Origin of the sequence: Agromyces sp. CCNWLW213 (assembly GCF_037199545.1) — a bacterium.
Lineage (GTDB): Bacteria > Actinomycetota > Actinomycetes > Actinomycetales > Microbacteriaceae > Agromyces.
Genome location: NZ_JBBBDX010000007.1, coordinates 52658 through 74546, shown reverse-complemented (window position 1 = coordinate 74546; position 21889 = coordinate 52658). Strand labels below are relative to the sequence as shown.

Annotated in this window: 24 protein-coding genes; 10 read left to right on the top strand and 14 right to left on the bottom strand. The window is 72.8% G+C overall.

Going from position 1 to position 21889, the window contains the following annotated elements:
- Position 1 precedes the first annotated feature (1 nt).
- The 3 genes from WBQ80_RS13615 to WBQ80_RS13605 all read left to right on the top strand — a co-directional run bounded on the left by WBQ80_RS13615 (position 2) and on the right by WBQ80_RS13605 (position 1853).
- The gene (locus WBQ80_RS13615; RefSeq protein ID WP_336572841.1) at positions 2 to 883 is read left to right on the top strand and encodes an ATP-grasp domain-containing protein; all 882 of its coding nucleotides are present in this window, start codon (positions 2 to 4) and stop codon (positions 881 to 883) included.
- A gap of 98 nt (positions 884 to 981) precedes the next feature.
- Positions 982 to 1644 carry an ArsR/SmtB family transcription factor gene (locus WBQ80_RS13610; protein ID WP_336572842.1) on the top strand — a complete coding sequence of 221 codons (663 nt, stop codon included), beginning with the start codon at positions 982 to 984 and terminating at the stop codon, positions 1642 to 1644.
- Positions 1641 to 1853, top strand: a complete 213-nt coding sequence (locus tag WBQ80_RS13605; RefSeq protein WP_336572843.1) for a hypothetical protein — start codon at positions 1641 to 1643, stop codon at positions 1851 to 1853. Before WBQ80_RS13610 ends, WBQ80_RS13605 begins: the two co-directional genes overlap by 4 nt.
- 88 nt (positions 1854 to 1941) lie before the next feature.
- Here WBQ80_RS13605 and WBQ80_RS13600 read toward each other — a convergent pair whose 3' ends face one another.
- The gene (locus WBQ80_RS13600) at positions 1942 to 4224 is read right to left on the bottom strand and encodes a polyribonucleotide nucleotidyltransferase (RefSeq protein WP_336572844.1); all 2283 of its coding nucleotides are present in this window, start codon (positions 4222 to 4224) and stop codon (positions 1942 to 1944) included.
- A 412-nt stretch (positions 4225 to 4636) separates the two neighbouring features.
- Here WBQ80_RS13600 and WBQ80_RS13595 point away from each other — a divergent pair, with 412 nt between their 5' ends.
- Positions 4637 to 4843 (top strand): dodecin family protein, encoded by a 207-nt coding sequence (locus tag WBQ80_RS13595; RefSeq protein WP_336572845.1) that lies wholly within the window; start codon positions 4637 to 4639, stop codon positions 4841 to 4843.
- Between the two features lie 73 nt (positions 4844 to 4916).
- On the opposite strand, the gene WBQ80_RS13590 is transcribed toward WBQ80_RS13595, so the two are convergent.
- From WBQ80_RS13590 to WBQ80_RS13560, 7 genes are all read right to left on the bottom strand, one after another.
- Positions 4917 to 5543: an FMN reductase gene (locus tag WBQ80_RS13590; protein ID WP_336572846.1), complete on the bottom strand. Its 627-nt coding sequence runs from the start codon at positions 5541 to 5543 to the stop codon at positions 4917 to 4919.
- Positions 5540 to 6760, bottom strand: coding sequence for an LLM class flavin-dependent oxidoreductase (locus tag WBQ80_RS13585; RefSeq protein WP_336572847.1), 1221 nt, complete (start codon positions 6758 to 6760; stop codon positions 5540 to 5542). The genes WBQ80_RS13590 and WBQ80_RS13585 overlap by 4 nt, the downstream gene beginning before the upstream one ends.
- Before the next feature lie 98 nt (positions 6761 to 6858).
- The gene (locus tag WBQ80_RS13580) at positions 6859 to 7620 is read right to left on the bottom strand and encodes a fructosamine kinase family protein (RefSeq protein ID WP_336572848.1); all 762 of its coding nucleotides are present in this window, start codon (positions 7618 to 7620) and stop codon (positions 6859 to 6861) included.
- Positions 7621 to 7694: 74 nt separating this feature from the next.
- The gene (locus tag WBQ80_RS13575; RefSeq protein ID WP_336572849.1) at positions 7695 to 9308 is read right to left on the bottom strand and encodes a M28 family peptidase; all 1614 of its coding nucleotides are present in this window, start codon (positions 9306 to 9308) and stop codon (positions 7695 to 7697) included.
- A gap of 151 nt (positions 9309 to 9459) precedes the next feature.
- Positions 9460 to 10083 carry a hypothetical protein gene (locus WBQ80_RS13570; protein ID WP_336572850.1) on the bottom strand — a complete coding sequence of 208 codons (624 nt, stop codon included), beginning with the start codon at positions 10081 to 10083 and terminating at the stop codon, positions 9460 to 9462.
- A gap of 46 nt (positions 10084 to 10129) precedes the next feature.
- On the bottom strand, positions 10130 to 11017 hold the full coding sequence (locus tag WBQ80_RS13565) for an LLM class flavin-dependent oxidoreductase (RefSeq protein ID WP_336572851.1): 888 nt from the start codon (positions 11015 to 11017) through the stop codon (positions 10130 to 10132).
- Between the two features lie 9 nt (positions 11018 to 11026).
- A complete protein-coding gene (locus tag WBQ80_RS13560; RefSeq protein WP_336572852.1) occupies positions 11027 to 12037 on the bottom strand; it encodes an EamA family transporter in 1011 nt (336 codons plus the stop codon).
- 93 nt (positions 12038 to 12130) lie between these two features.
- On the opposite strand from WBQ80_RS13560, the gene WBQ80_RS13555 reads away from it, so the two are divergent.
- A complete protein-coding gene (locus tag WBQ80_RS13555; RefSeq protein ID WP_336572853.1) occupies positions 12131 to 12673 on the top strand; it encodes a CGNR zinc finger domain-containing protein in 543 nt (180 codons plus the stop codon).
- A 55-nt stretch (positions 12674 to 12728) separates the two neighbouring features.
- On the opposite strand, the gene WBQ80_RS13550 is transcribed toward WBQ80_RS13555, so the two are convergent.
- The 5 genes from WBQ80_RS13550 to rpsO form a co-directional block, all read right to left on the bottom strand.
- Positions 12729 to 13292 carry a type 1 glutamine amidotransferase domain-containing protein gene (locus WBQ80_RS13550; protein ID WP_336572854.1) on the bottom strand — a complete coding sequence of 188 codons (564 nt, stop codon included), beginning with the start codon at positions 13290 to 13292 and terminating at the stop codon, positions 12729 to 12731.
- A 78-nt stretch (positions 13293 to 13370) separates the two neighbouring features.
- Positions 13371 to 14030 (bottom strand): response regulator transcription factor, encoded by a 660-nt coding sequence (locus WBQ80_RS13545; protein WP_336572855.1) that lies wholly within the window; start codon positions 14028 to 14030, stop codon positions 13371 to 13373.
- Positions 14027 to 16075 carry an ATP-binding protein gene (locus WBQ80_RS13540; protein WP_336572856.1) on the bottom strand — a complete coding sequence of 683 codons (2049 nt, stop codon included), beginning with the start codon at positions 16073 to 16075 and terminating at the stop codon, positions 14027 to 14029. Before WBQ80_RS13540 ends, WBQ80_RS13545 begins: the two co-directional genes overlap by 4 nt.
- A gap of 32 nt (positions 16076 to 16107) precedes the next feature.
- Entirely contained in the window at positions 16108 to 16812 is a 705-nt protein-coding gene (locus tag WBQ80_RS13535) for a hypothetical protein (RefSeq protein WP_336572857.1), read from the bottom strand.
- A 221-nt stretch (positions 16813 to 17033) separates the two neighbouring features.
- Positions 17034 to 17303, bottom strand: coding sequence for a 30S ribosomal protein S15 (rpsO, locus tag WBQ80_RS13530; RefSeq protein ID WP_067946678.1), 270 nt, complete (start codon positions 17301 to 17303; stop codon positions 17034 to 17036).
- A 190-nt stretch (positions 17304 to 17493) separates the two neighbouring features.
- Here rpsO and WBQ80_RS13525 point away from each other — a divergent pair, with 190 nt between their 5' ends.
- The 3 genes from WBQ80_RS13525 to WBQ80_RS13515 all read left to right on the top strand — a co-directional run bounded on the left by WBQ80_RS13525 (position 17494) and on the right by WBQ80_RS13515 (position 19431).
- Positions 17494 to 18372 carry a hypothetical protein gene (locus tag WBQ80_RS13525; RefSeq protein WP_336572858.1) on the top strand — a complete coding sequence of 293 codons (879 nt, stop codon included), beginning with the start codon at positions 17494 to 17496 and terminating at the stop codon, positions 18370 to 18372.
- Between the two features lie 151 nt (positions 18373 to 18523).
- Positions 18524 to 18889, top strand: a complete 366-nt coding sequence (locus WBQ80_RS13520; RefSeq protein ID WP_337282580.1) for a DUF488 domain-containing protein — start codon at positions 18524 to 18526, stop codon at positions 18887 to 18889.
- Complete coding sequence (locus tag WBQ80_RS13515) at positions 18886 to 19431, top strand: hypothetical protein (protein WP_336572860.1); 546 nt, start codon at positions 18886 to 18888, stop codon at positions 19429 to 19431. Before WBQ80_RS13520 ends, WBQ80_RS13515 begins: the two co-directional genes overlap by 4 nt.
- Before the next feature lie 25 nt (positions 19432 to 19456).
- Here WBQ80_RS13515 and WBQ80_RS13510 read toward each other — a convergent pair whose 3' ends face one another.
- The gene (locus WBQ80_RS13510; RefSeq protein ID WP_336572861.1) at positions 19457 to 20311 is read right to left on the bottom strand and encodes a CPBP family glutamic-type intramembrane protease; all 855 of its coding nucleotides are present in this window, start codon (positions 20309 to 20311) and stop codon (positions 19457 to 19459) included.
- 101 nt (positions 20312 to 20412) lie between these two features.
- Between WBQ80_RS13510 and WBQ80_RS13505 the strand changes: the two genes are divergently transcribed.
- Together WBQ80_RS13505 and WBQ80_RS13500 are read left to right on the top strand one after the other, a co-directional pair.
- Complete coding sequence (locus WBQ80_RS13505) at positions 20413 to 21525, top strand: M4 family metallopeptidase (RefSeq protein WP_336572862.1); 1113 nt, start codon at positions 20413 to 20415, stop codon at positions 21523 to 21525.
- A gap of 39 nt (positions 21526 to 21564) precedes the next feature.
- Positions 21565 to 21861, top strand: a complete 297-nt coding sequence (locus WBQ80_RS13500) for a protealysin inhibitor emfourin (RefSeq protein WP_336572863.1) — start codon at positions 21565 to 21567, stop codon at positions 21859 to 21861.
- The last annotated feature ends 28 nt before the right edge of the window (positions 21862 to 21889 follow it).

The following is a 21889-nucleotide window of genomic DNA, read 5'->3' as shown; positions in this document are numbered from 1 at the left end:
GGTGCGCGTCGCGGTGCTCCGCTGCGAACGGCTCCCCCGCTTCGTGACGTGGGAGATCCCGGAGGTCGAGGCGCTGTTCGACGACGACCGGAGGCTGATCGCGGCCCTGCAGCGCCGGGGCGTCGACGCGGTGCCCGTCGCGTGGTCCGCTGACGTCGACTGGAGCGGGTTCGACCTCGCGGTGGTCCGCAGCACGTGGGACTACGTCGACCGGCTGCCCGAGTTCCTCGCTGCGCTCGAGCGCATCGAGCGCAGCGGATGCCGCGTGCGGAATCCGCTCGACGCGATCCGCTGGAACAGCGACAAGCGCTACCTCGACGACCTCGCTACCCGGCAGGTGCCCGTCGTCCCGACCGTCAGGGCTGCGGCGGCGGACGCGGACGCCGCCGTGCGCGCGGTCGAGGCGGCACGGTGGACCGAGCTCGTCGTCAAGCCCGCCGTCGGGGTCGGCGGCGGCGGCGTGACGCGAGTGCCCGCGACGCGTCTCGCGGCGCACCTGCGCGGCACCGAGGGCGACTCGCTCGTGCAGCCGTTCGTGCCGGACGTGGTCGGCGAGGGCGAGTTCTCGTACGTCGTGATCGGGGGCCAGGTGAGCCACGTGCTCCGGAAGCGGCCGGCGACGGGCGACTTCCGCGCCCACGGCATCTACGGCGGCACCGTCGAGGCGCACGAGCCGGCAGCGGCCGACCTCCGCGCCGTCCGCGAGCTCGCGGCACGGCTCCCCTTCGACCTGGACTACGCCCGGTTCGACCTCGTGCGACGCGAGGGGCGTCTCGCCGTGCTCGAGTTGGAGCTCATCGAGCCGATGCTCTATCTCGCCTCGGCCCCGGGAGCCGAGGAGCGGCTCGCGGCGGCGGTGACGGCACGCCCCGCCGGCCCGTGAGCGCTGTGCCGCCCGGTCCTGCGCACCACGCGGACATGCAACGGAAGTGATGCAAAGAAATCCTTGCAAACCTTTCTTTGCAGCGGTACCTTTGCAATATGGATGAGCACCCCGGCGACGAGATCGACGCCCAGCCGAGCAGCACGCAGCACCCGTTCGTCGACCACGTGCTGCCCACCAGCAGCCTGAAGAGCCTGGCGCACCCCCTCCGCGTCAGGATCTACGACGAGCTCTCCGCCTACGGCCCCCTCACCGCGAGCGGCCTGGCCGAGCGCCTCGGCGAGTCGAGCGGCGCGACGAGCTACCACCTCAGGCAGCTCGAGCGGGCCGGGCTCGTGCGCGAGGACGAGACCCGCGGAAAGGGCCGCGAGCGCTGGTGGGAGCGCCGCCCCGGGTCCGTCGCGATCCCCGACTCGCGGTCCCTGCCTCCTGGCAGTGCCGAGCGGCTCGCCGTACGTCTCGTCGAGGACGAGTGGAACCGGTCGCGCGAGCAGAACTACCACGAGTTCGTCGCCGAGGGTCATCAGGTGTTCGGCCCTGAGTGGCTCGACATCGCCACGTCCGACACGATCAACCTCCGGCTCACGCCCGAGCAGCTGCACTCGCTCGTGGCCGACATCGACACGGTGCTCGCGAGGTACATCTCGGCCTACAAGCGCACCCCCTCGCCGGGGTCGCGCCCCGTGCAGATCCACGTCAACGCGTTCCCGCTCGTCCGCGGCGAAACCACCGACGAGCATCCGAAGGAGTCCACGCCATGAACACCCTCACCCTCTCCCCCGCCGCCGGCCGCCCCGCGCAGTGGGCCGTGCGCGCCGGGCTCGCCCTCGCGCGCTGGGGCCGCCGCCGGGCGGCACGACGCACCGACCGCGACCGTCTGCTGCGACGCGCAGCCGGCCGCGCGGCCGCCGAGGCCGCGACCGCGGAGCGCGACCGCACCATCCGCTCGGCGACCTTCCCCTCGATGTAGCCGGCGAGATCGGCCACCCCGAGGCCGCCGAGACGACGGATGCCCGCCCCGACCGAGTCGGGGCGGGCATCCGCGTGGAACGAGGCGCTTACGCGTCGGCGCCCTCGGCGGGCTCGACGGGGTGCACCCGCTCGGTCTCGGTGACGGCCGAGTCGGCCTCGTCGGCGATGACCGGAGCGAGCGAGAGCTTGCCACGGTCGTCGATCTTGGTGATCTCGACGAGGATCTTCTGGCCGACGCCGAGGACGTCCTCGACGTTCTCGACGCGCTTGCCGCCGGCGAGCTTGCGGACCTCCGAGATGTGGAGGAGGCCGTCCTTGCCGGGCAGCAGCGAGACGAAGGCGCCGAACGCGGCGATCTTCACGACCGTGCCGAGGAACTGCTCGCCGATCTCGGGGTTCGTCGGGTTCGCGATCGCGTTGACCGCGGCCCGCGCCGCCTCGGCCGTCGGGCCGTCCGTGGCGCCGATGTAGACGGTGCCGTCGTCCTCGATGGAGATCTCGGCGCCCGTGTCGTCCTGGATGCCGTTGATCGTCTTGCCCTTGGGGCCGATGAGCTCGCCGATCTTGTCGACCGGGATCTGCACGCTGATGACGCGCGGCGCGGTGGGCGCCATCTCGTCGGGTCCGTCGATCGCGGCGTTCAGCACCTGGAGGATCGTGGTGCGCGCCTCCTTCGCCTGGGTCAGCGCGCCCGCGAGGACCGAGGCGGGGATGCCGTCGAGCTTCGTGTCGAGCTGGATCGCGGTGACGAACTCGGACGTGCCGGCGACCTTGAAGTCCATGTCGCCGAGTGCGTCCTCCGCACCGAGGATGTCGGTGAGCGCCGCGTAGCGGGTCTCGCCGTCGACGGTGTCGGAGATGAGGCCCATCGCGATGCCCGCGACCGGCGCCCTGAGCGGCACGCCCGCGTTCAGCAGCGACAGCGTGGACGCGCAGACCGAGCCCATCGAGGTCGAGCCGTTCGAGCCGAGCGCCTCGGAGACCTGGCGGATGGCGTAGGGGAACTCCTCGCGCGTGGGCAGCACGGGCGTGAGGGCGCGCTCGGCGAGCGCGCCGTGGCCGATCTCGCGGCGCTTGGGCGAACCCACACGGCCCGTCTCACCCGTCGAGTACGGCGGGAAGTTGTAGTTGTGCATGTAGCGCTTCTTGGTGACCGGGCTCAGCGAGTCGATCTGCTGCTCCATCTTGAGCATGTTCAGCGTGGTGACGCCCAGGATCTGGGTCTCGCCGCGCTGGAAGATGGCGGAGCCGTGCACGCGCGGGATGACCTGCACCTCGGCGTCGAGCGGGCGGATGTCGGCCAGGCCGCGGCCGTCGATGCGCACGCCCTCGGCGAGCACGCGCGAGCGCACGACGTGCTTGGTGACCGACTTGTAGGCGGCCGACACCTCGCCGTTGGCCGACTCGGGGAGTTCCCCGGCCTCGACCTTGGCGGCGACGGCCTCCTTGACGCGCGCCTTGAGCGCGTCGTCGGCGTCCTGGCGCTCGACCTTGCCGGCGATCTGGTAGATCCCCTTGAGCTCCTCGAGCGCGAGCTCCTCGACGGCGGCCTTCGTCGCGTCCTGGTAGGGCGGGAAGGTCGGGTAGTCGGCGGTGGGCTTCGCGGCGGTCTTCGCGACCTCCTGCTGCGCCTCGACGAGCTGCTTGATGAAGGGCTTCGAGGCCTCGATGCCCTGCGCGATGACGGTCTCGTCGGGCTTGACCGCGCCGGCCTGGATGAGGTTCCAGGCGTTGTCGGTCGCCTCGGCCTCGATCATCATGATCGCGACGTCCTGCGAGCCGTCGGCCTCGGTCACGACACGGCCGGCCACGACCATGCTGAAGACCGCGTCCTCGAGCTGCGAGTGCTTGGGGAAGCCGACCCACTGGCCGTCGATGAGGGCGACGCGCACGCCGCCGACCGGGCCGGAGAACGGCAGGCCGGACAGCTGCGTCGAGAGCGAGGCGCCGTTGATCGCGAGGACGTCGTAGAGCTCGTCGGGCTCGATGGCGAGCACGGTCACGACGACCTGGACCTCGTTGCGCAGGCCCTCGACGAACGAGGGGCGCAGCGGGCGGTCGATGAGACGGCAGGTCAGGATCGCCTCGGTGGAGGGACGGCCCTCGCGGCGGAAGAACGAGCCGGGGATGCGGCCCGCGGCGTACATGCGCTCCTCGACGTCGATCGTGAGCGGGAAGAAGTCGAAGTGCTCCTTCGGCTGCTTCGACACCGACGTGGCCGAGAGCAGCATGGTCTCGTCGTCGAGGTAGGCGACCGCCGAGCCCTGCGCCTGCTGCGCGAGTCGGCCGGTCTCGAAGCGGATGGTGCGGGTGCCGAACTTGCCGTTGTCGATGACGGTCTCGGCGAACGTGATTTCAGGACCTTCCAAGAGGTCTCTCTCCTTTGTTCGTACGTCGCGCACGCGGACGCGCGCGATGTGGACAAGGAGCAGGGAACAGGCAGATCTCAGCGGGTCGTCCGACCCGCCAGCGCTGGCCACCAGTAGAAGTCCACCAAGCTCTCGCTTGGTAAGCCACCACAGGGGACCAGCTTCCTGCCGGCCTGCTCCGTCGCGCGCCCATGGGAGGGCGCGAGCTCATGTTGATTTGAGCGGGTGCCGCACGGGCACCCTCGGCGAGCCTACCAGCCCGGCGTGTCGTGACCTAGCCGGGCCCGGCGGCGCGCGGTGCCCTGCCGCGGCATCCGCTCGGGAAACCCTCGCGGTGAGCGGCCGAGGCGCGCAAGATGGGCGGTGGGGGTCATCGTCCGGTGCGTCCCCGGAACGTTCGAGGAGGAACGCCATGTCATCCGTCGCACGCGTCACCACCATCACCGCGTTTTCCGAGACGAGCTTCGACGACGCCGTCGCCGTCGGCATCGCCCGCTCGGCCCAGACGCTCCGGAACGTCAAGGGCGCATGGGTCAAGGAGCAGAAGGTGAAGGTCGACGGCGACCGGATCATCGAGTGGTCGGTGACCCTCGAGGTCACCTTCGTGCTCGACGACTGACCCGCCCCGCCCGCGTCGGCGACGCACGGGCGGGAGGCCCTCGCCTCCCGCCCGTGCGCGCGCGCCGCCGGGGCTACTCCCCGGCGAGCCCGCCCAGCAGGTGTCCCATCGGCCGGTCGAGCGAGAACGGGTCGTTGACGCGCTCGCTCCGGTCGGTGCGCTCGACCAGTTCGGCGAACTCGCGAGCGCCGCGGAAGATCCGCTCGGGAAGCGACCGGACGCCGTCCCCGCCGCCCCAGTCGCCCGTCGCCGCGAACACGCCCGTCGTGACCGGGATGGCGTGGAGGTAGGTGAACAGCGGCCGGATGGCGTAGTCGATCGCGAGCGAGTGCCGGGGCGTGCCACCGGTCGCGCCGATCAGCACGGGCAGGTCCGTGAGCGCCTGCGGGTCGAGCACGTCGATGAACGACTTGAACAGGCCCGCGTAGCTCGTGGAGAAGATCGGCGTCACCGCGATGAGGCCGTCGGCCGAGGCGAGCTGCTCGAGCACCTCCTCGAGCTTCGGCGGCGCGAAGCCCGTGAGCAGGTGGTTCGTGATGTCGTGCGCGAGGTCGCGCAGCTCGACGGTGCGGACCTCGGCCTCCACGCCGCGCTCCCGGAGGACGCCGACGGCGTCGCCGGCCAGGCGGTCGGCGAGCTGCCTGGTCGAACTCGGCGTGCTGAGGCCCGACGAGACGACCATGATGCGCTTGGCGGTCATCGCGCACCCGCCGTCCGGGTCGCGGCCAGCCCGAAGGCGGCGCCCTGCGCCGCCGCGGCGGGCGCGGCGTCCTGGTAGGGCGAGCCGGCGGTCAGGTTGTCGCCGCGATTGGCCCGGGGGGTCGCCTGGCGGGGGGCGCCGTCACCGTACTTCGCCTTCACGAGCGACGCGTGGGTGGGCGCGTCGGGCACGTCGGCCGGGCGGTCCTTCGCGAATTCGCGGCGCAGGACCGGCACGACCTCCTCGCCCAGCAGGTCGAGCTGCTCGAGCACCGTCTTGAGCGGCAGGCCGGCGTGGTCGATGAGCCACAGCTGGCGCTGGTAGTCGCCGACGTAGTCGCGGAAGCCGAGCGTGCGGTCGATGACCTCCTGCGGGCTGCCGACCGTGAGCGGGGTCTGCTGCGTGAAGTCCTCCATGCTCGGGCCGTGTCCGTAGACCGGCGCGTTGTCGAAGTACGGGCGGAACTCGTCGACGGCGTCCTGCGAGTTCCTCCGCATGAACACCTGCCCGCCGAGGCCCACGATCGCCTGCGCGGCGGTGCCGTGGCCGTGGTGCTCGAAGCGCTGGCGGTACAGCGCGATCATGCGCTGGGTGTGCGAGGCGGGCCAGAAGATGTGGTTGGCGAAGAAGCCGTCGCCGTAGAACGCGGCCTGCTCGGCGATCTCGGGGGTGCGGATCGAGCCGTGCCAGACGAACGGCGGGACGCCGTCGAGGGGTCGCGGGGTCGAGGTGAAGCCCTGCAGCGGCGTGCGGAACTGGCCGGACCAGTCGACGACGTCCTCCCGCCAGAGGCGGTGCAGCAGTTCGTAGCTCTCGATGGCGATCGGCAGGCCCTGGCGGATGTCCTTGCCGAACCACGGGTACACGGGGCCGGTGTTGCCGCGGCCGATCATGAGGTCGGCGCGACCGCCCGACACGTGCTGCAGCATCGCGTAGTCCTCGGCGAGCTTCACGGGATCGTTGGTCGTGATCAGCGTCGTGGCGGTCGAGAGCTGCAGGGTGGAGGTCTGACCGGCGATGTAGGCCAGCGTCGTCGTCGGGGAGGAGGACCAGAACGGCGGGTTGTGGTGCTCGCCGAGCGCGAAGACGTCGAGCCCGACCTCCTCGGCGTGCTTGGCGATCGTCAGCGTGGCCTGGATCCGCTCCGCCTCGCTCGGCGTGCGGCCCGTGGTCGGGTCCTGGGTGATATCGCTGACGGTGAAGATTCCGAACTGCATGTTCCTCGCCCTCCTGGGCCGATCCGGTTTTGCATACATTCGCATGCAATGATGGCCAACGGATGCCGCCCCTCCACTATTCCCGACCTCGGCCGTGGTCACGAGAGGCCGAGCACGGCCTCCGCGGCGTCGCACAGGGCCAGCCCGTAGCCGCGACCGTGGCCGGCGGCATGCACGGCGAGCGGATGGAGCTGGTGCAGCGGGACGCGCTCGCGCCATCCGTCTCGCAGCGGCGCCGCGCGATCGTACGTGGTCAGGATGTCGGCCAGGAAGGGACAGCCGAACAGCTGGAGCATGGCCAGGTCGGTCTCCCGGTGGCCGCCGTGGGCGGCGGGGTCGATGAGCACGACGTCGTCGGGCGACCACAGGACGTTGCCGTTCCAGAGGTCGCCGTGGAGGCGCGCGGGCGGCTCGTCGTCGTCGAACGCTCCCGAGGCGATCAGCTCGGCCGCCCGGCGCACGAGGCCGGACTCGGCCGCCGTGAGGCTGCCCGCGCCCTCGGCGATCGGGAGGAAGGGCAGCACGCGGTCGCGCGCGTAGAAGGCGCCCCAAGTCGACTCGCGGGCCGAGGGCATGGGCCGCCGCCCGATGAACAGCGGGCCGCTCCACCCGTCGGGTCGCGCACCGAACGCGGCCGCCCCGGCGGCGTGCGTGCGCGCGAGGTCCCGTCCGAACGCCGCGGCGGCGGAGCGGTCGGGCCGGCCCTCAGGGATGCGTTCGAGCTCGATCCGTCCGGGGCCGACGGCCGCGACCTGCGCGACCCGCACGCCGCGGGCGGCGGCGAGCCAGCCGAGTCCGGCGGCCTCCGCCTCGAAGAACCCGGCAGGTGCATCCTCGCGGCGCTTGACGATCGTCTGCACGCGTTCAGTCTGGCGCACGTGCGGGGGCCCGCCGCTCTCGCGACGGGCCCCCTGGGTGGTTCGGGCAGACCGGATCAGTCGAGCTCGGTGGGCTCGTGGTCGTGGTCGTGCTCGAGTCCGCCGCCCTGCGGCTGGTTGACCGTGCCCTCGGGGCCGGCCGGCACCGGCAGTGAGAACCCGGCGGGAACCGGCTCGCCGGCGACGCCGTTCACGGCCTCGGTCGTGTACGAGAAGGCCAGCACCGCCGCCGCGATCGCGTCGATGTTGACGTCGAACGCGTGCATGTTCAGGTTGTCGATGTCATCGCACGCCTGGTGGTAGCACGGGTCGTACGACGCACCCGCGGTGCCGCCCCAGATCGCCGCCTGCTCCTCGGTCTTCGGCACCTCGGCGCCGGTGAAGAGGCCGCCCGAGGGGATGCCCACGCGGATGAAGGCGTCGTAGTCGCTGCGACCGCTGAACTGCGCGTCGTCGTAGGGCTCGCCGGCCCACGTGTAGTAGCTCTCGAAGAAGTCCTCGATCTGCACCGAGCCCTCGGGGATCGGCACGCCGGCCGGCGCGTCCCATCCGGACTCGTCACCGTCGTACACCATGAAGATGTAGTTCGGCGAGGCGACCATGTCGAAGTTCAGGTACAGCGCGATGCGGTCCCGCTCCTCCTGGCTGAGCTCGGCGACGTACTCCTCCGAGCCGATCAGGCCGGACTCCTCGGCGCCCCACCATGCGAGGCGGATGGTGTTCTCCGGCTCGAGCTTCGAGATCTGCTGCGCGAGCTCGAGCAGCGAGGCCGACCCGCTGCCGTTGTCGTTGATGCCGGCACCGGCCTGGACCGAGTCGAGGTGCGCGCCCGCCATCACGACGTTGTCGTCGTTCACGCCGGTCTTCTCGGCGATGACGTTCTTCTGCGGACGGGATACGGGCTCGGGCACCATCACGCGAGCCGTCGAGTTCTGCTGCGCGAGTGCGACGCCCTGCTGGAAGCTGGCACCGACCACCGGGATGTCGACGATGTCGGTGCCGCCGAGGGTACCGACGATCAGGTTGTTGCGGTCGGCGGCGGTGGAGTCGCCCGCGTTGAAGAGGATCACTGCGGAGGCCCCGGCCGCCTCGGCGTTCAGCGCCTTGATCGAGAAGTTGCAGGAGCCGCGCTGGACGAGGGCGATGTTGCCGGCCGGGAAGCCGACGAAGTCCGCCGCGTCGCATCCGCTCGTGTTGGTGTTCGGCGTCGTGAGCTGCACGTCGACCGCCGTCACCGCGCCGGTGACGTCGCCGTAGCCCGTGCCGGTGAAGGGCCCGGTCGGGTAGGTGGCGTTGACCGGCGTGAGCTGCTGCAGGGTCGACGGTCCGACGTAGATGTACGGGAACTCGTCGATCGTGACGCTCCACCCGGCGGCCTCGAGCGTGTCGACCACGTAGTCGACGCTCGCCTCGTAGCCCTCGGTGCCGGCGGCGCGGTTGCCGCCGAACTCGTCGGCGATCGCCTGGAACGCCTCCTGGTGCTCCATCGCACCTTCGGCGCTGACGCACGACAGCAGCTTGTCCATCGTGTTGTTGTTCCTGGTGTCGCACACCTTCGCAGGGGGTGCGGCCAGGGCGGCGCCCGCAGGCACCAGCGCGAGTGCTCCGACCACGGATGTCGCGGTCGCGAGCACCGTGGCGCGGCGGGAAAGCCTTGCAGATCGGTACATCGTCTCTCCTTCTCGGGGGACGTCCTCGTCGACGACCCTCCGCCGCGACCCTATGTCGCAGGAGACGGGAAGAAACAGTCTTGACATTCCCTCGAGTCCCCCGTATGGGCGGCACCCGTCCGGGCGACTCGTCAGTCGGTCGGCCCGGTGATCAGGCCGGTGCGTCGCCCCGATCGGCGTCGAGGGCGTCGGGCAGCCCGCTGAGGTCGAGCTCGACCCGGAACGGCCGCGCCGCACCCTCGATCCGGGCCGGCACGCGGGCGTACCGACCGGTCTGCGCGAGCGCATCGAGCCGGTCGCGCCACGTGGCGTCCGACGCCTCCCCGACGAAGCCCGCGTGGCGCGGCCGCCCGTCGCCCACGAGCTGCACGCCGATCCGGTGCCGCGGCGACAGCCACCGCCGGGCGCGGGGCACGAGCACGGCCTGCTGTTCCGGCCCGCCGTGGAGCCGGGCGAGCTCGATGGCGGCCTGGTGCCGTTCCGCGTCCGCCACGGAGACGACGGTGCGCACCTCGCGGCCCGCCGACGGGGCGTCGACGACGTCCAGCCCCTCGAGGTCCGACAGGTCGCCCATCGTGTCCGGGTTGCGCGTGCGCCGCTCCCGGACGAGCAGGCTCACGAGCCAGATGCCCGAGAGCAGGATCGCCGCCACGAGTGCGACGAACGCGGGCCCGGACTCCGGTCGGATGACGCCGGTGAGGACGAGCAGCACGAGGAGGACCAAGTAGGGCAGGGGCTCCCAGCGGAGCGGGTGGACGTAGCGGGGCGCGGGCACCACGACAGGCTACCCGCGGGCCGGCGCGCCGCCGGCCGCGCATCCGTCATCGCAGGGCGTCGAGCCGGGAACCGATCTCGTCGAGCACGGCCTCGCTGCCGGCGTACAGCCCGTGCTCCCGCGGTCGATGGGCGACGACATCGGTGAAGCCCAGCTCGCGCGCGCGGCCCACCGCGTCCTCGAACGCGTCGACGCTCGCCATCGAGTACCGCGCGTCGTCGTCGAGCGACAGCACGCGGTCGAGGTCGCCCGGGTCGCGCCCCTCGGCGGCGCAGGCCTCGTCGAGTCGGGCCGCGAGCTCGGCGACGCCCGCCCACCACGCGGCATCCGTCTCGGCCTGCGGCCCCGTCGTCACCCACCCGGAGCCGAACCGCGCGGCCAGCCGCATCGACCGCGGCCCGTTCGCAGCCATGAGGAACGGCATGCGCGGGGCCTGGGCCGGCTCGCCGACCATGCGCGCCGCATCGGCCGAGAAGTGGTCGCCCCAGTACGAGATGCCCTCGCCCGATCCGCGCTCGAACCGGAGGAGCAGGTCGAGCGCCTCGGTGAACTCGCGGAACCGGTCGTATCGCTCCCGCGCGGTCAGCTCGCCCTGGCCGAGCACGCGCGCGTCGAAGCCCGTGCCGCCCGAGCCGAGGCCCAGGACGACGCGCCCTCCGGCGATCTGGTCGAGGGTGGCCACGTCCTTCGCGAACGGAACCGGGTGGCGGTAGTTCGGGCTCGCGACGAAGGTGCCCAGGCGGATGCGCTCGGTGACCGTGGCGGCAGCCGTGAGCGTCGGGATGGTCGCATGCCACCGCTCCCCTGCGAGCCCGCGCCACGACAGGTGGTCGTAGGTCCACGCGTGGTCGAAGCCGAGCCGCTCGGCGTCACGCCAGAGCCGGGCCGCCGCGGGCCACTCGTACTGGGGCAGGATGACGAGTCCGAAGCGCATGGCCGAAGCCTACGCGGGCTCGCCGACGCGGGTGCCGCGGCGGTCGGCGGGCGGATCCGCCGGGGTTCCCTCGGTCACCGGGACGAGGTCGAGGTCGAGCGCGACCGGGGCGACGTCGCGCTCGCGCTCCATGCGGACGAGCACGATGCCGCCGAGGATCAGCACGCCGCCGAGCACCTGCACCGGGCCGAGGGCCTCGCCGAGGAGGATCCAGCCGACGATGCCGGCGAACACGACCTCGGACAGGCCGAGGAAGGACGACAGGCGCGATCCGAGCATGCGGATGGCCGCGAGGCCCGCCGAGTACGCGAAGGCCGTCGACACCGCGCCCACCGTGAGCAGCGGCACCCACCACGGCGCCGTGCCGCCGAGGAACGCCACGTCGGTGAACGTCGCCTCCATGGGCATGAGGCCGACGAGTCCGGCCAGCGCGAGCGCGACCGCTCCGACGACGAAGCCCGCGGCGATGAGCGCGACCGGAGGGAGCTGCTCCGTGGCCCGCTCCCCCATCGCGTAGTAGACGCAGACGCCGATCATGGCGATCGCCGCGAAGACGAGGCCCAGGACGTCGAGGTCGCCGCCGCCCGGGCCGATCACGAGCACGAGGCCCGCGATCGCGAGCACCGACCCGCCGAGCACGATGAGCTGCGGCATCCGCCGGGTGCGGACCCAGGCGAACAGCACGAGCGCGATCGGGGCGAGGTACTCGATCAGGAGCGTCATCGAGACGGGGATCCGCTCGAGCGAGGCGTAGAACGCGACCTGCACGGCCGCGACGGCGACGAGGCCGTAGAGCAGGACGGTCCAGCGCGCCCGCCACAGCGGCCGCAGGTCGAATCGGAGCGCGATGAGCGCCGGGACGGCGAGGAGCGCGGCGGCGATCGAGATGCGGGCGAGCACGGCCGCGCCGGGCGACCAGCCGCTCTCGAGGAGCGGCTTGACGAACACGCCGCCGGCGCCGAACGCGAGCCCCGCGCCGAGCCCGAGCGCGATGCCGACGATCCCCCGTGATGCCCGCACGAGCCCCTCCTCCACACGTTCCCGCATTTCGTCCCCGTCAGGACCGAACGACGTTATGCTCGTGACGGTACTCGACAGGGAGTCAGGAGTCAAATGATTTTCACCGCTGACACGACGGCGGCCCTGGGCTTCATGGCGGCGGTGGCCGACACGGTGCCGGGCGCGTCCGAATCGGGAGAGGACGAACTCGCCACGGCGGCCCGGCTCCGCGCGCTCCTCGACGAGTGGGGGTTCTCCGGGCGACGCGACGGCGACCGCCGCGAGCTCGACGAGGTGCGAGCCGTGCGGACTCGCCTCCGGGACCTGTGGACGCTCGAGCGCGACGCCATGGTCGACGCCGTGAACGCCATCCTCGAGGAGACCAATGCGACGCCGCGCCTCATGCGGCACGACGACCTCGACTGGCACATCCACGCCGTCTCGCAGGAGTCGCCCCTCGCGGAGCGCATGCTCGTCGAGGGCGCCATGGCGCTCGTCGACGTCATCCGCGCCGACGAGACCCGACGGCTCGCGCGCTGCGACGCCGACGACTGCACCGGCGTGTTCGTCGACCTGTCGAAGAACGCCTCGCGGCGCTACTGCAGCACGCGCTGCGGCAACCGGATGGCCGCACGCGCCCACCGCGCCCGGGCATGAGGATGCCGCGGGCAACCCCATGCCCGCGGCATCCGCTCAGTGCCCGCCCGGCCGATCAGGTCGTCTGGCCGGCGTGCTCCCCCTCGGCGATCTCCTCGATCGCCTTGGCGATGAACGCGGGCAGGTCGTCGGGATCGCGACTCGACACGAGGCCCTGGTCGACGACGACCTCCTCGTCGACCCAGTCGGCGCCCGCGTTGCGGAGGTCGGTCCGGAGCGACGGGTACGACGTGATGGTGCGGCCTCGGACCACGTCGGCCTCCACCAGGATCCACGCGCCGTGGCAGATCACGGCGACCGGCTTGTGCTGCGCGAAGAAGCCGCGGGCGAAGGCGACCGACGCCTCGTCCATGCGCAGGTGGTCGGCGTTCACGACGCCGCCGGGCAGCACGAGCGCGTCGTACACATCGGCCGAGGCGTGCGTCACCAGGTGGTCGACCTCGAACTCGTCGCCCTGATCGACGTGGTGCATCCCTCGCACGGTGCCCTCCTTCGGCGACACCAGGTCCACGTCGGCGCCGGCGGTCTCGATGGCCTCCCACGGCTCGGTGAACTCGACCTGCTCGAACCCGTCGGTCACGAGGAACGCGACCTTCCTGCCATCGAGTCGTTCGGCCATGCGACTCCCCCTTCGTCGTCATCGGACCCGCCCGACGCTACGGGGACCGGCAGGGCCGCTCAACGGGTTGACAGCCGGTCAGGACCCGAGCCCGGCCTCCCTCGCGGTGACGATCGCCGCCGCCCGCGAGTCCACCCCGAGCTTGGCGAAGATGCTCGACACGTAGTTGCGCACCGTCTTGTCGGACAGGAACAGCCGGCGGGCGATGTCGGCGTTCGAGGCCCCCTCCGCGATGAGGCCGAGGACCTCGCGCTCGCGGTCGGACAGGCCCGGGAACGGGACCGCCGAAGCGCCGGCGGCGGCCCTGCCCGTGAAGAACGAGCGCAGGCGACGCGCCACCTCCGGTCCGTAGACCGCCTGTCCCGCCGCCACGGACGCGAGGGCCCGGCCGATCTCCTCCTGTCCCGCTCCCTTCAGCAGGTAGCCGACCGCACCCGCCTGCACTGCGGCGAACACCGCCTGGTCGTCATCGACCATGGTGAGCACCACGACCTTCGCCTCGGGCATGAGATCCACCAGGCGCCGGGTCGCCTCGACACCGCTGACGCCGGGCATCTGCAGGTCCATGAGCACGAGGTCGGGCCCGTGCTCGACGACCGCCGTGACCCCGCCCTCGCCGTCCGCCGCCTCCGCCACGACCTCCACGCCGAGGTCCTCGAGCAGGGTCCGAAGGCCCTGCCGGAAGATCGGATGGTCGTCCACGATGACGACCCGGAGCCCGGCGACCGGGGCGGTCATGCCGCCTCCCCACCGGACGGCACGGGCTCCCGCGTGACCGGCAGGTGGGCGCGCACGAGCGTGCCGCGCTCCGACGGCTCGACGGCGCACCATCCGCCGAGCTCCGCCGCACGCTCGCGCATCGAGGCGAGGCCGACGCCCGGAGCAGCGCCGGGGCGCATGCCCGATCCGTCGTCCTGGATGCGGACCTCGAGGGCGTCGGGGGTCGCGCGCAGCCGCACGTCGATGGCGCCGGCGTCCGCATGCCGCACCGCGTTCGTCATCGCCTCCGTGGCGATCCGGAAGGCGGCGACCTCGACGAGGGCGGGCAGGCCGTCGAGCAGCCCCTCCGCCTCGATCGTCACCCGCGGACCCCCCTCGGCGGCGGCGAGGCCGGTGGCGCGCAGCGCGCCGACGAGCCCGAGGTCGTCGAGCGCCGGCGGCCGAAGACCCTGCACGAGCCGACGGACGTCCTCGACGGCGGCTCGGGCCTGCGCTCCGGTGCGCACGGCGAGTTCGCCGGCGCGGTCGGCGTCGCCCCGCGAGAGCGCCGACCGGACCACGTCGAGCCCCATGACGAGGCCCGCCAGCTGCGGGCCCAGGCCGTCGTGGAGGTCGCGGCGCAGCCTGCGCCGCTCGTCCTCGCGCGCCGCGAGCAGCCGCCGATGCGAGTCCTCGAGGTCACCCGAGAGCCGGAGGGCGTAGGCGGCCGACGCGAGCGGCCCCGCGAGCGCCTGCAGGACCCGGGTGTCGGCGGCGTCCATCGCGGTCGATCGCGCGTCGCGTGGCGCGGCGAGCAGCTCGCCGACCTGGCGACCGTGCAGCTCGAGCGGGATGACGGCCGGCGCCTCGGTGAGCTCGCCCGACTGCTCGCGGACCTCCCCGCCGCTCGGAAGCGGCACGACGAGGCCGACGCCCGGGAGCCGCAGTCCGGCGCGCACCTGCGCCGCCGCACGGGAGAGCGCCTCGCGCGGCGAGTCCGCCTCCCGTAGGGTCCGGTCGAGGTCGCGCAGGAGCGCATACGGGTCGCCGCGCAACCCGTGGAAGAGCCGGTCGACGAACCGCTGGAGCCGGATGCGCGCGGGGTGGAAGGCGAGCGCCACGGCGAAGGCCGCGACGAACGGCACGATGCCCTCGGACGTGCCGACGAGCGCACCCACCCAGGCGACGAGCGCGGCGTAGGCGATCGCGGCGCCGGCCAGCAGAAGGGCGATGACGACGGTGCGGTTGACAAGGAGGTCGAGGTCGTAGAGCCGGTAGCGGAGGGTCGCCACGGCGATGCCGACGGGGATGAGCAGCACGACCGCGTTGGCCCATGGCGAGGGCGCGACCAGGATCACCACGACCACGAGCGCGACGGCGTAGCCGAACCAGCCCACCTGGCGGCGCTCGATCCCGTCGGCACGCACGACGCGCACCACGACCGATGCGAGCGAGACCGCGACGAGCACCAGGACGCCGGGCTGCAGGGCCCCGACGACCGGCTCGAGCACCGCGGCGAGCGCGGGCACTGCGAACGGATTGTCGATCCCCTCGAAGAAGCCGATCGGTCCGGGCGCGACCATGAACGACAGGATCCCGATGCACCCTGCGACGGCGGTGGCCCAGAGCGGCACGCGCCACCAGCGGCCCGGCAGCGGTCGGCCGTCGGGCACGACCTGCGGCAGCACCGTCGAGACGAGCAACCACGACGGCAGCCAGGCCCACCCCGTCACCCACGCGGTCACGAGGGCGAGCTCGGAGCCCGGCGGCAACGGTGCCGTCGCATCGCCGCCCAGGACGAAGGCGGTCCACGAGACCGACGCCGCGTAGATCGCCGAGGTGACGCCGATGGCGAGCAGCAGCCCGCCGATGCGGTGACCGCGCTTGGTACCGGCGAGCAGCGCACCGGTCACCGAGAAGGAGATCGCCACGGCGATCTCGGGCGTGCCCGCGATCTCGTCGAGGTAGTCCAGGCCGCTCACGAGCGGCAGTGCCACGGCGACCGCGGCGAGCGCCACGGCGACCGCGGCGAGGAGCCGGGCCGCCATGACGGCGACCCGGCCCTGCTGACGTCTCGCGGCCACGAGCCCACTGTAGGCGCGGCGGGCGAAGCGTGTCAGGCGTGCTTCCACGCCCGGGCCCCGTCCCGCACGACGTGGACGGCCAGGCCGACCGCGCCGGCGAGGTACAGCCAGTGCGGGTCGATCGGACCGACCGCGCCGATCGTGAAGTCGAGGACGATGAAGAGCAGCCAGGCCGCCGGGATCCAGCGAGGCACGCCGGCGCCCTTCACGAGCAGCCCGACGGTGAGCACCACCATGCCGAGCACGGTGCCGGCCATGAACGGCATCGCGAACACGATGCCGAGCAGCGGCACGGACTCGAGGCCCTGCATCCAGGTCGCGGCGGCGAGGCCGTCGGCACCCGACTGGAGGGCGATCACCTGCAGGAGCTGGGAGATCTGGATCCCGAGGAACCCCCACATGCCGAGCACGAGCAGGGACCCCGCGATCCGCCCGGTGCGACGGGCGCGGCGCGCGAGCAGGTGCGCCGCGGCGACGAATCCCAGTGCCATGAACGGGATCGCGATCGTGCCCGCGAGTGACATCGCGGTGACGAGGCCGCCGCGCTCGGCGGCGAGGGCGGCCTGTTCGGCGATGGTCTCGGGCCGGCCGCCGAGCACCTGGGTGAGGACGGCCTGGAGGGTGTTGCCGACGGCGCCGAGGACGAGCGTGGCGGCGGCGAGGCCGGCGCCGAACGGGACGGTGCGGCGGACCGGAGGCGTGGCCGTGTCGACGGCCGGGGTGGTGAGCGTGGTCATGGTTCTCCTGGTTCGTGTGGTCTGCGGCGGAACTCCGCCGGCAGACCCCACGCTCCCGCACCGGATGTCCCGGGCGATTGGGAGCGGAGTCCCGACATCGGGTGGGACATGCGATGCGCGCGCCCCGCGGACATGACGAAGGCCCCCGGCGGGCTCGTGGAGCCGGCGGGGGGCCTTCGCAAGAAGTTGGCGGTGTCGTCGAGAGCCGCGCGGGAATGCGCTTAGCGGCGCAGCCCGAGACGCTCGATCAGCGAGCGGTAGCGGTTGATGTCGACGTCGGCGAGATAGCCGAGCAGACGACGACGCTGACCCACGAGGAGCAGCAGGCCACGACGCGAGTGGTGGTCGTGCTTGTGCTCCTTGAGGTGCTCGGTGAGGTCCTTGATCCGCTTGGTGAGGATCGCGATCTGGACCTCGGGGGATCCAGTGTCACCGGGGTGCGTCGCGTACTCTTCGATGATCGCCTTCTTGGTGTCTGCATCCAGAGCCATAGATGGGATCCCCTTCCTCTTCGTTGCGCGCTGCCCGGGGCCTTGTGCCTGGGCTCTCTTCATGCGCGGCCGATTCACGGCAACCTCAAGAGTCTAGCAGAGCGGATGCCGCGGTCCGGCCGCGGCCGGCGGCTCGCGGCACCGTGGCCGGGCCGGGCCATCCGGGTTAGCCTACGACCGGGCGAGCGGCATGGCGATCGACGAGGACGGACGTTCGGAGCTCGAGGAGCTCGACGAACTGGAGGCGCGGGTGTACTCCCGCGCCGGAGCCGACGAGCCGCGCGTGGAACGCGTCGACCCGGTCACGGGGCGGTCGATCTCCGTCACCGAGAGCGAGTGGCGGCTCCTGCAGGTACGACGCGCGCGCGTCGGCGCGACCGGAGCGCGGGAGCGGATCGAGCCGCCCGGCGGGGACGCCGGCGTCGCCGAGGGCCGTGCCGCCGGACGCCCAGCCGGGCGAGCCGCCGGGAACGAGGCGGCGCCCGACCCGCCGGGCGCCGCCCGCCCGCGCCCGCGGCCGGGCCGAGTGACCGCCGGGGTCGCGGGAATGCTCCTCGGCGGCGCGATCGTGGCCGGATGGGCGGTCCTCGCCGAGCCCGGCCCGCGCGGGGCGACCGTCGAGGCGGTGATCACGCCGACCGTCGCCCCCGAGCTGGCCGAGGCGGACGGCCTGCCCGCCGGTGACGCGTACGCGGTGTTCCGCGACTTCGGCCTTCGGGGCGGGACGCTTCCGGCGGGACTCGACCAGTTCTTCCCCGCCGAGCAGGTGGCGCGCCTGCTCCGGCAGTCGGGCCCGATCCGGGGCGCCGACGTGTACGCCGCCGTCTCCCGCAACTCGCTGGCCTGCCTCATCGTGCGCCTCGACCCGAACGGCATCGTCGCCAACTGCCGTTCGGTCGAACGCGTGCGCAGCGGCGGCATGACCCTCCGCGCGGCGATCCCGTCGGAGATCGGATCGGGTCGCGATCCGGACGGCGACGGCGTGGCGGGGGACGCGACCCGGACGGACCTGCTGGAGGTGCGGTGGCGCACGGACGGCACCTTCCTCGTCGTGCGCAATCCGGATTGACCGCATCGCTCCTTGCCGACCCGCAGCTCCGGGCGTAGCGTGCGCGGTATCGGCGAGGAAGCGAGCACGACCATGACACGGCCGGATCCCGTACCGGATCGAGGCGGCGAGCTCCGGAGCCGGCTCGAGGAGTGCGCTTCGTGAGGGCGTCGTGGCGTTCGCGATGAAGCGCGTGTACGACGCGCCCGAGCCGGCCGACGGCGTCCGCGTGCTGGTCGACCGGCTGTGGCCGCGCGGCGTCTCGAAGGAGCGCGCCGAGCTCGACGAGTGGGCGAAGGACGTCGCGCCATCGCCGGGACTGCGCACCGAATGGCACCGCCATCGCGACCGGTTCGACGAGTTCGCGGCGCGCTACCGCGAGGAGCTCGACGCGAACCCGGCGACGGAGGCACTGCTCGAGACCGGCCGCGCGCACGAGCGCGTCACCCTCGTGTACGGCGCGCGCGACGAGCAGGTGAACCACGTCGCGGTGCTGCTCGAGTGGCTCGCTGCGCACGGGGCGTCGGTCGCGCGGTGAGCGCAGGAGCGGCCGACGACCGGGACGGCGTGGCGCGAGGCCACGGCCGGAATCCCGGAGCCGGCTCAGCCCGACGAGCGGTCGACGGCGACGGCGGTCCGCCTCGGGCCCTCACCGCCGCGGTCCTCGCGCTCCTCGCGGTCGTGCTCGCGGGATGGGCGGTCGTCGTGATCGGCGAGACCACCGCCCGCGCCCTCGCATCGGCCGAACCGGTCCGGGTCGCGGTGGTCGACGAGCGCGTCGAGGAGCGCCTCGTCGCCGACCGCCGCGGCAGCACGCGCGCGCCGTTCCGCGTCGTGACGGTCGAACTCCCGGAGGGCGGCCGAGCGGAACTGCGCAGCGAAGGACTCGCGGTCGGTTCCACCGTCACCGTCTACCGCAGCGACGGAGGCGCGTTGTCCGAGTTCCCGCCGGCACGGCCCGGGCTGCTCGAGTGGGGCCTCTCGGCGGCCGTCGCCGCCGCCGCCGTCGTGGTCGGGATCGGCGCGGTGCGGTCCGCGTCGCGTCGCCGCGCCCCGCCCCGACCGGGCGCCCCGGCGTGACGTCGCTGGCGACATCCGGCCGCGGTCAGCCGGCGACCCCGCCCGGCACGAACGGGAAGATCGCGGGCCACCCGTTGTGCGCGTACACGATCACCATGAACACGACCGCGTCGAAGATGAGGTGCACGACGAGCACGTAGGTGAGGGACTTGGTGAGCTTGAACGTGTAGCCCTGGATGAGCGCGAACGGGATGGTGAGCAGCGGTCCCCACGCCTGGTAGCCGAGCTCCCACAGGAACGACACGAACACGATCGCCTGCAGGATGTTCGCCTGCCACGTCGTGAAGTGCCGGCGAAGCAGCGCGAACACGGTGCAGATGAAGAACAGCTCGTCCCACGTGCCGACCGCGTTCACTCCGACGAAGAGGCGGGCGATGGCGTCCGGCTCGACGACCGTCGGCCAGTTCGCGTAGACGCCCGAGGTGATGAAGTAGAACGGCAGGATGAGCCATCCGGCGAACGTCACGCCGATGAGGTAGAGCCACTGGGTGCGGGTCCACCTGCGGCCGGTGCGCCAGGGGAACCGGATGACGCGATCGCCGTAGACGTACCGCGAGACGACGTACGGCACCGCGACGGCGCCGCCCAGGACGACGGCGAAGCGCACCATGTTCCAGTACGAGATGTCGGCCTCGAGCGGCATCGTCGAGATGATCACCTGGCCGATGGCGATGAGCAGCAGGTCGGCCGCGAGCCGCTCGGTCCGGCCCGAGCGGTCGACGAGCCACGCGATCACGAGCCCGGCCGCGAGGAGCGCGTAGCCCGGCAGCTTCAGCTGGAAGCCGAACAGGCTGATCGCCGCGGCGCACACCAGGAACGCGGGCACCAACCCGATCGGGTGCGTGCGCACGTCGGCGATGGCGGGGGCGGTCGCGGTCACGTGACCAGCCTGCCATGCCGCGGCACGGGCGCCCGGGACTCGCAGGCGACTCGCGGCCCGGCGGGCGCGATGCTGTCGGCGGCGCATGCGAGCATCGAGCCATGACCCGGATGCCGCCGACCCCCGTCCCGCGCGATGCCGGCTCCCGCGCGGGCATCGTGCCGCCGTGGCTCCTGCTGCGCGTCGCCGAGGCGACCGATCGCTTCGACATCGCCGCCGAGGCCGCACGACGCTCGCTGCGCCACGACGCGCCCCTGCGCGAGCTGCGTGCCGAGGGCGGGCATCCGCCGTTCGCGATGCCGCCCGCGCACGACCAGCGGCCGTCGCTCCGTCCCGGCGCCGAGCCGCAGCCCGACCGGCGCATCTCCGACGCGGGTGGCGCCCAGACCCTGCCCGGCCGGCTCGTGCGCCGCGAGGGCGACCCCGGCACGGGCGACGTGGCGGTCGACCAGGCCTACGACGGCCTCGGCGAGACGTACCGGCTGTTCCAGCGCGTGTTCGGTCGTGACGCGATCGACGGCGCGGGGTCGCCGCTCGAGGCGACCGTGCACTTCGGCGATCGCTACGACAACGCCTTCTGGGACGGCGAGCGGATGGTGTTCGGCGACGGCGACGGCGAGGTGTTCCGCGGGTTCACCCAGTCGCTCAGCGTGATCGGGCACGAGCTGGCCCACGGCGTCACCGAGGCGACCGCGCGCCTGCGCTACCGCGACCAGTCCGGCGCCCTCAACGAGCACGTGTCCGACGTGTTCGGCGCGCTCGTCGAGCAGTACGCCATGGGCCAGGATGCGGGCGCTGCGAGCTGGCTGATCGGCGAGGGCGTCTTCACCGACCTCGTCGAGGGGCGGGCGCTGCGCTCGATGATCGAACCGGGCACCGCCTACGACGACGACGTGCTCGGCCGCGACCCGCAGCCGTCGCACCTCCGCGACTACATCGAGACCACCGACGACAACGGCGGGGTGCACCTGAACTCCGGCATCCCGAACCGCGCGTTCGCCCTCGCCGCGGTCGAGCTCGGCGGCTTCGCGTGGGAGCACGCGGGGCGCGTCTGGTACGACACGCTCACCGGCGGGTCGCTCCGTCCCGACGACGGCTTCGCGGTGTTCGCGGGCGCCACGAACGCGGCGGCGCGCGCCCGGTTCGGCGTCGGCTCGCGCGAGGCGCGGGCCGTGGCGGGCGGATGGCGCGCCGTGGGGCTCGATCCCGAGTAGGCCGCGACGTCCCGCGAGCCGCGGAGTACCATCGGCCACATGGAGGTCGAGGTCATCCGCAGCGGGGGCATCGCCGGGCTGCGCCTCACGTGGACCGTGCACGTCGAGGACCAGCCGGACCCCGAGGAATGGGAGCTGCTGCTCGAGCGCCTCCCTTGGGGCGAGACCCCGCCCGCGCCGCCCGAACCCGACCGGTACCAGTACCGGATCCGGTGCGAGCCGCATGAGGCCACGCTCGCCGAGCGCCAGGTGACGGGGCCGTGGCGCGACCTCGTCGAGCGCGTGCGCGATCGCGCGGAGCCGCAGCGGGGCAGGCCCCCCACGCGCGACGCCTGACGGCCGTGGCGTCGGGGCGCCGCCGTCA

Excerpts from the sequence above, each read along its gene's own strand:
- WBQ80_RS13610 (WP_336572842.1), top strand. The coding sequence starts at position 982 with ATGGATGAGCACCCCGGCGACGAGATCGACGCCCAGCCGAGCAGCACG.
- WBQ80_RS13605 (WP_336572843.1), top strand. The coding sequence starts at position 1,641 with ATGAACACCCTCACCCTCTCCCCCGCCGCCGGCCGCCCCGCGCAGTGG.
- WBQ80_RS13595 (WP_336572845.1), top strand. The coding sequence starts at position 4,637 with ATGTCATCCGTCGCACGCGTCACCACCATCACCGCGTTTTCCGAGACG.
- WBQ80_RS13590 (WP_336572846.1), bottom strand. The coding sequence starts at position 5,543 with ATGACCGCCAAGCGCATCATGGTCGTCTCGTCGGGCCTCAGCACGCCG.
- WBQ80_RS13585 (WP_336572847.1), bottom strand. The coding sequence starts at position 6,760 with ATGCAGTTCGGAATCTTCACCGTCAGCGATATCACCCAGGACCCGACC.
- WBQ80_RS13575 (WP_336572849.1), bottom strand. The coding sequence starts at position 9,308 with ATGTACCGATCTGCAAGGCTTTCCCGCCGCGCCACGGTGCTCGCGACC.
- WBQ80_RS13565 (WP_336572851.1), bottom strand. The coding sequence starts at position 11,017 with ATGCGCTTCGGACTCGTCATCCTGCCCCAGTACGAGTGGCCCGCGGCG.
- WBQ80_RS13555 (WP_336572853.1), top strand. The coding sequence starts at position 12,131 with ATGATTTTCACCGCTGACACGACGGCGGCCCTGGGCTTCATGGCGGCG.
- WBQ80_RS13550 (WP_336572854.1), bottom strand. The coding sequence starts at position 13,292 with ATGGCCGAACGACTCGATGGCAGGAAGGTCGCGTTCCTCGTGACCGAC.
- WBQ80_RS13545 (WP_336572855.1), bottom strand. The coding sequence starts at position 14,030 with ATGACCGCCCCGGTCGCCGGGCTCCGGGTCGTCATCGTGGACGACCAT.
- WBQ80_RS13535 (WP_336572857.1), bottom strand. The coding sequence starts at position 16,812 with ATGACCACGCTCACCACCCCGGCCGTCGACACGGCCACGCCTCCGGTC.
- rpsO (WP_067946678.1), bottom strand. The coding sequence starts at position 17,303 with ATGGCTCTGGATGCAGACACCAAGAAGGCGATCATCGAAGAGTACGCG.
- WBQ80_RS13525 (WP_336572858.1), top strand. The coding sequence starts at position 17,494 with ATGGCGATCGACGAGGACGGACGTTCGGAGCTCGAGGAGCTCGACGAA.
- WBQ80_RS13505 (WP_336572862.1), top strand. The coding sequence starts at position 20,413 with ATGACCCGGATGCCGCCGACCCCCGTCCCGCGCGATGCCGGCTCCCGC.
- WBQ80_RS13500 (WP_336572863.1), top strand. The coding sequence starts at position 21,565 with ATGGAGGTCGAGGTCATCCGCAGCGGGGGCATCGCCGGGCTGCGCCTC.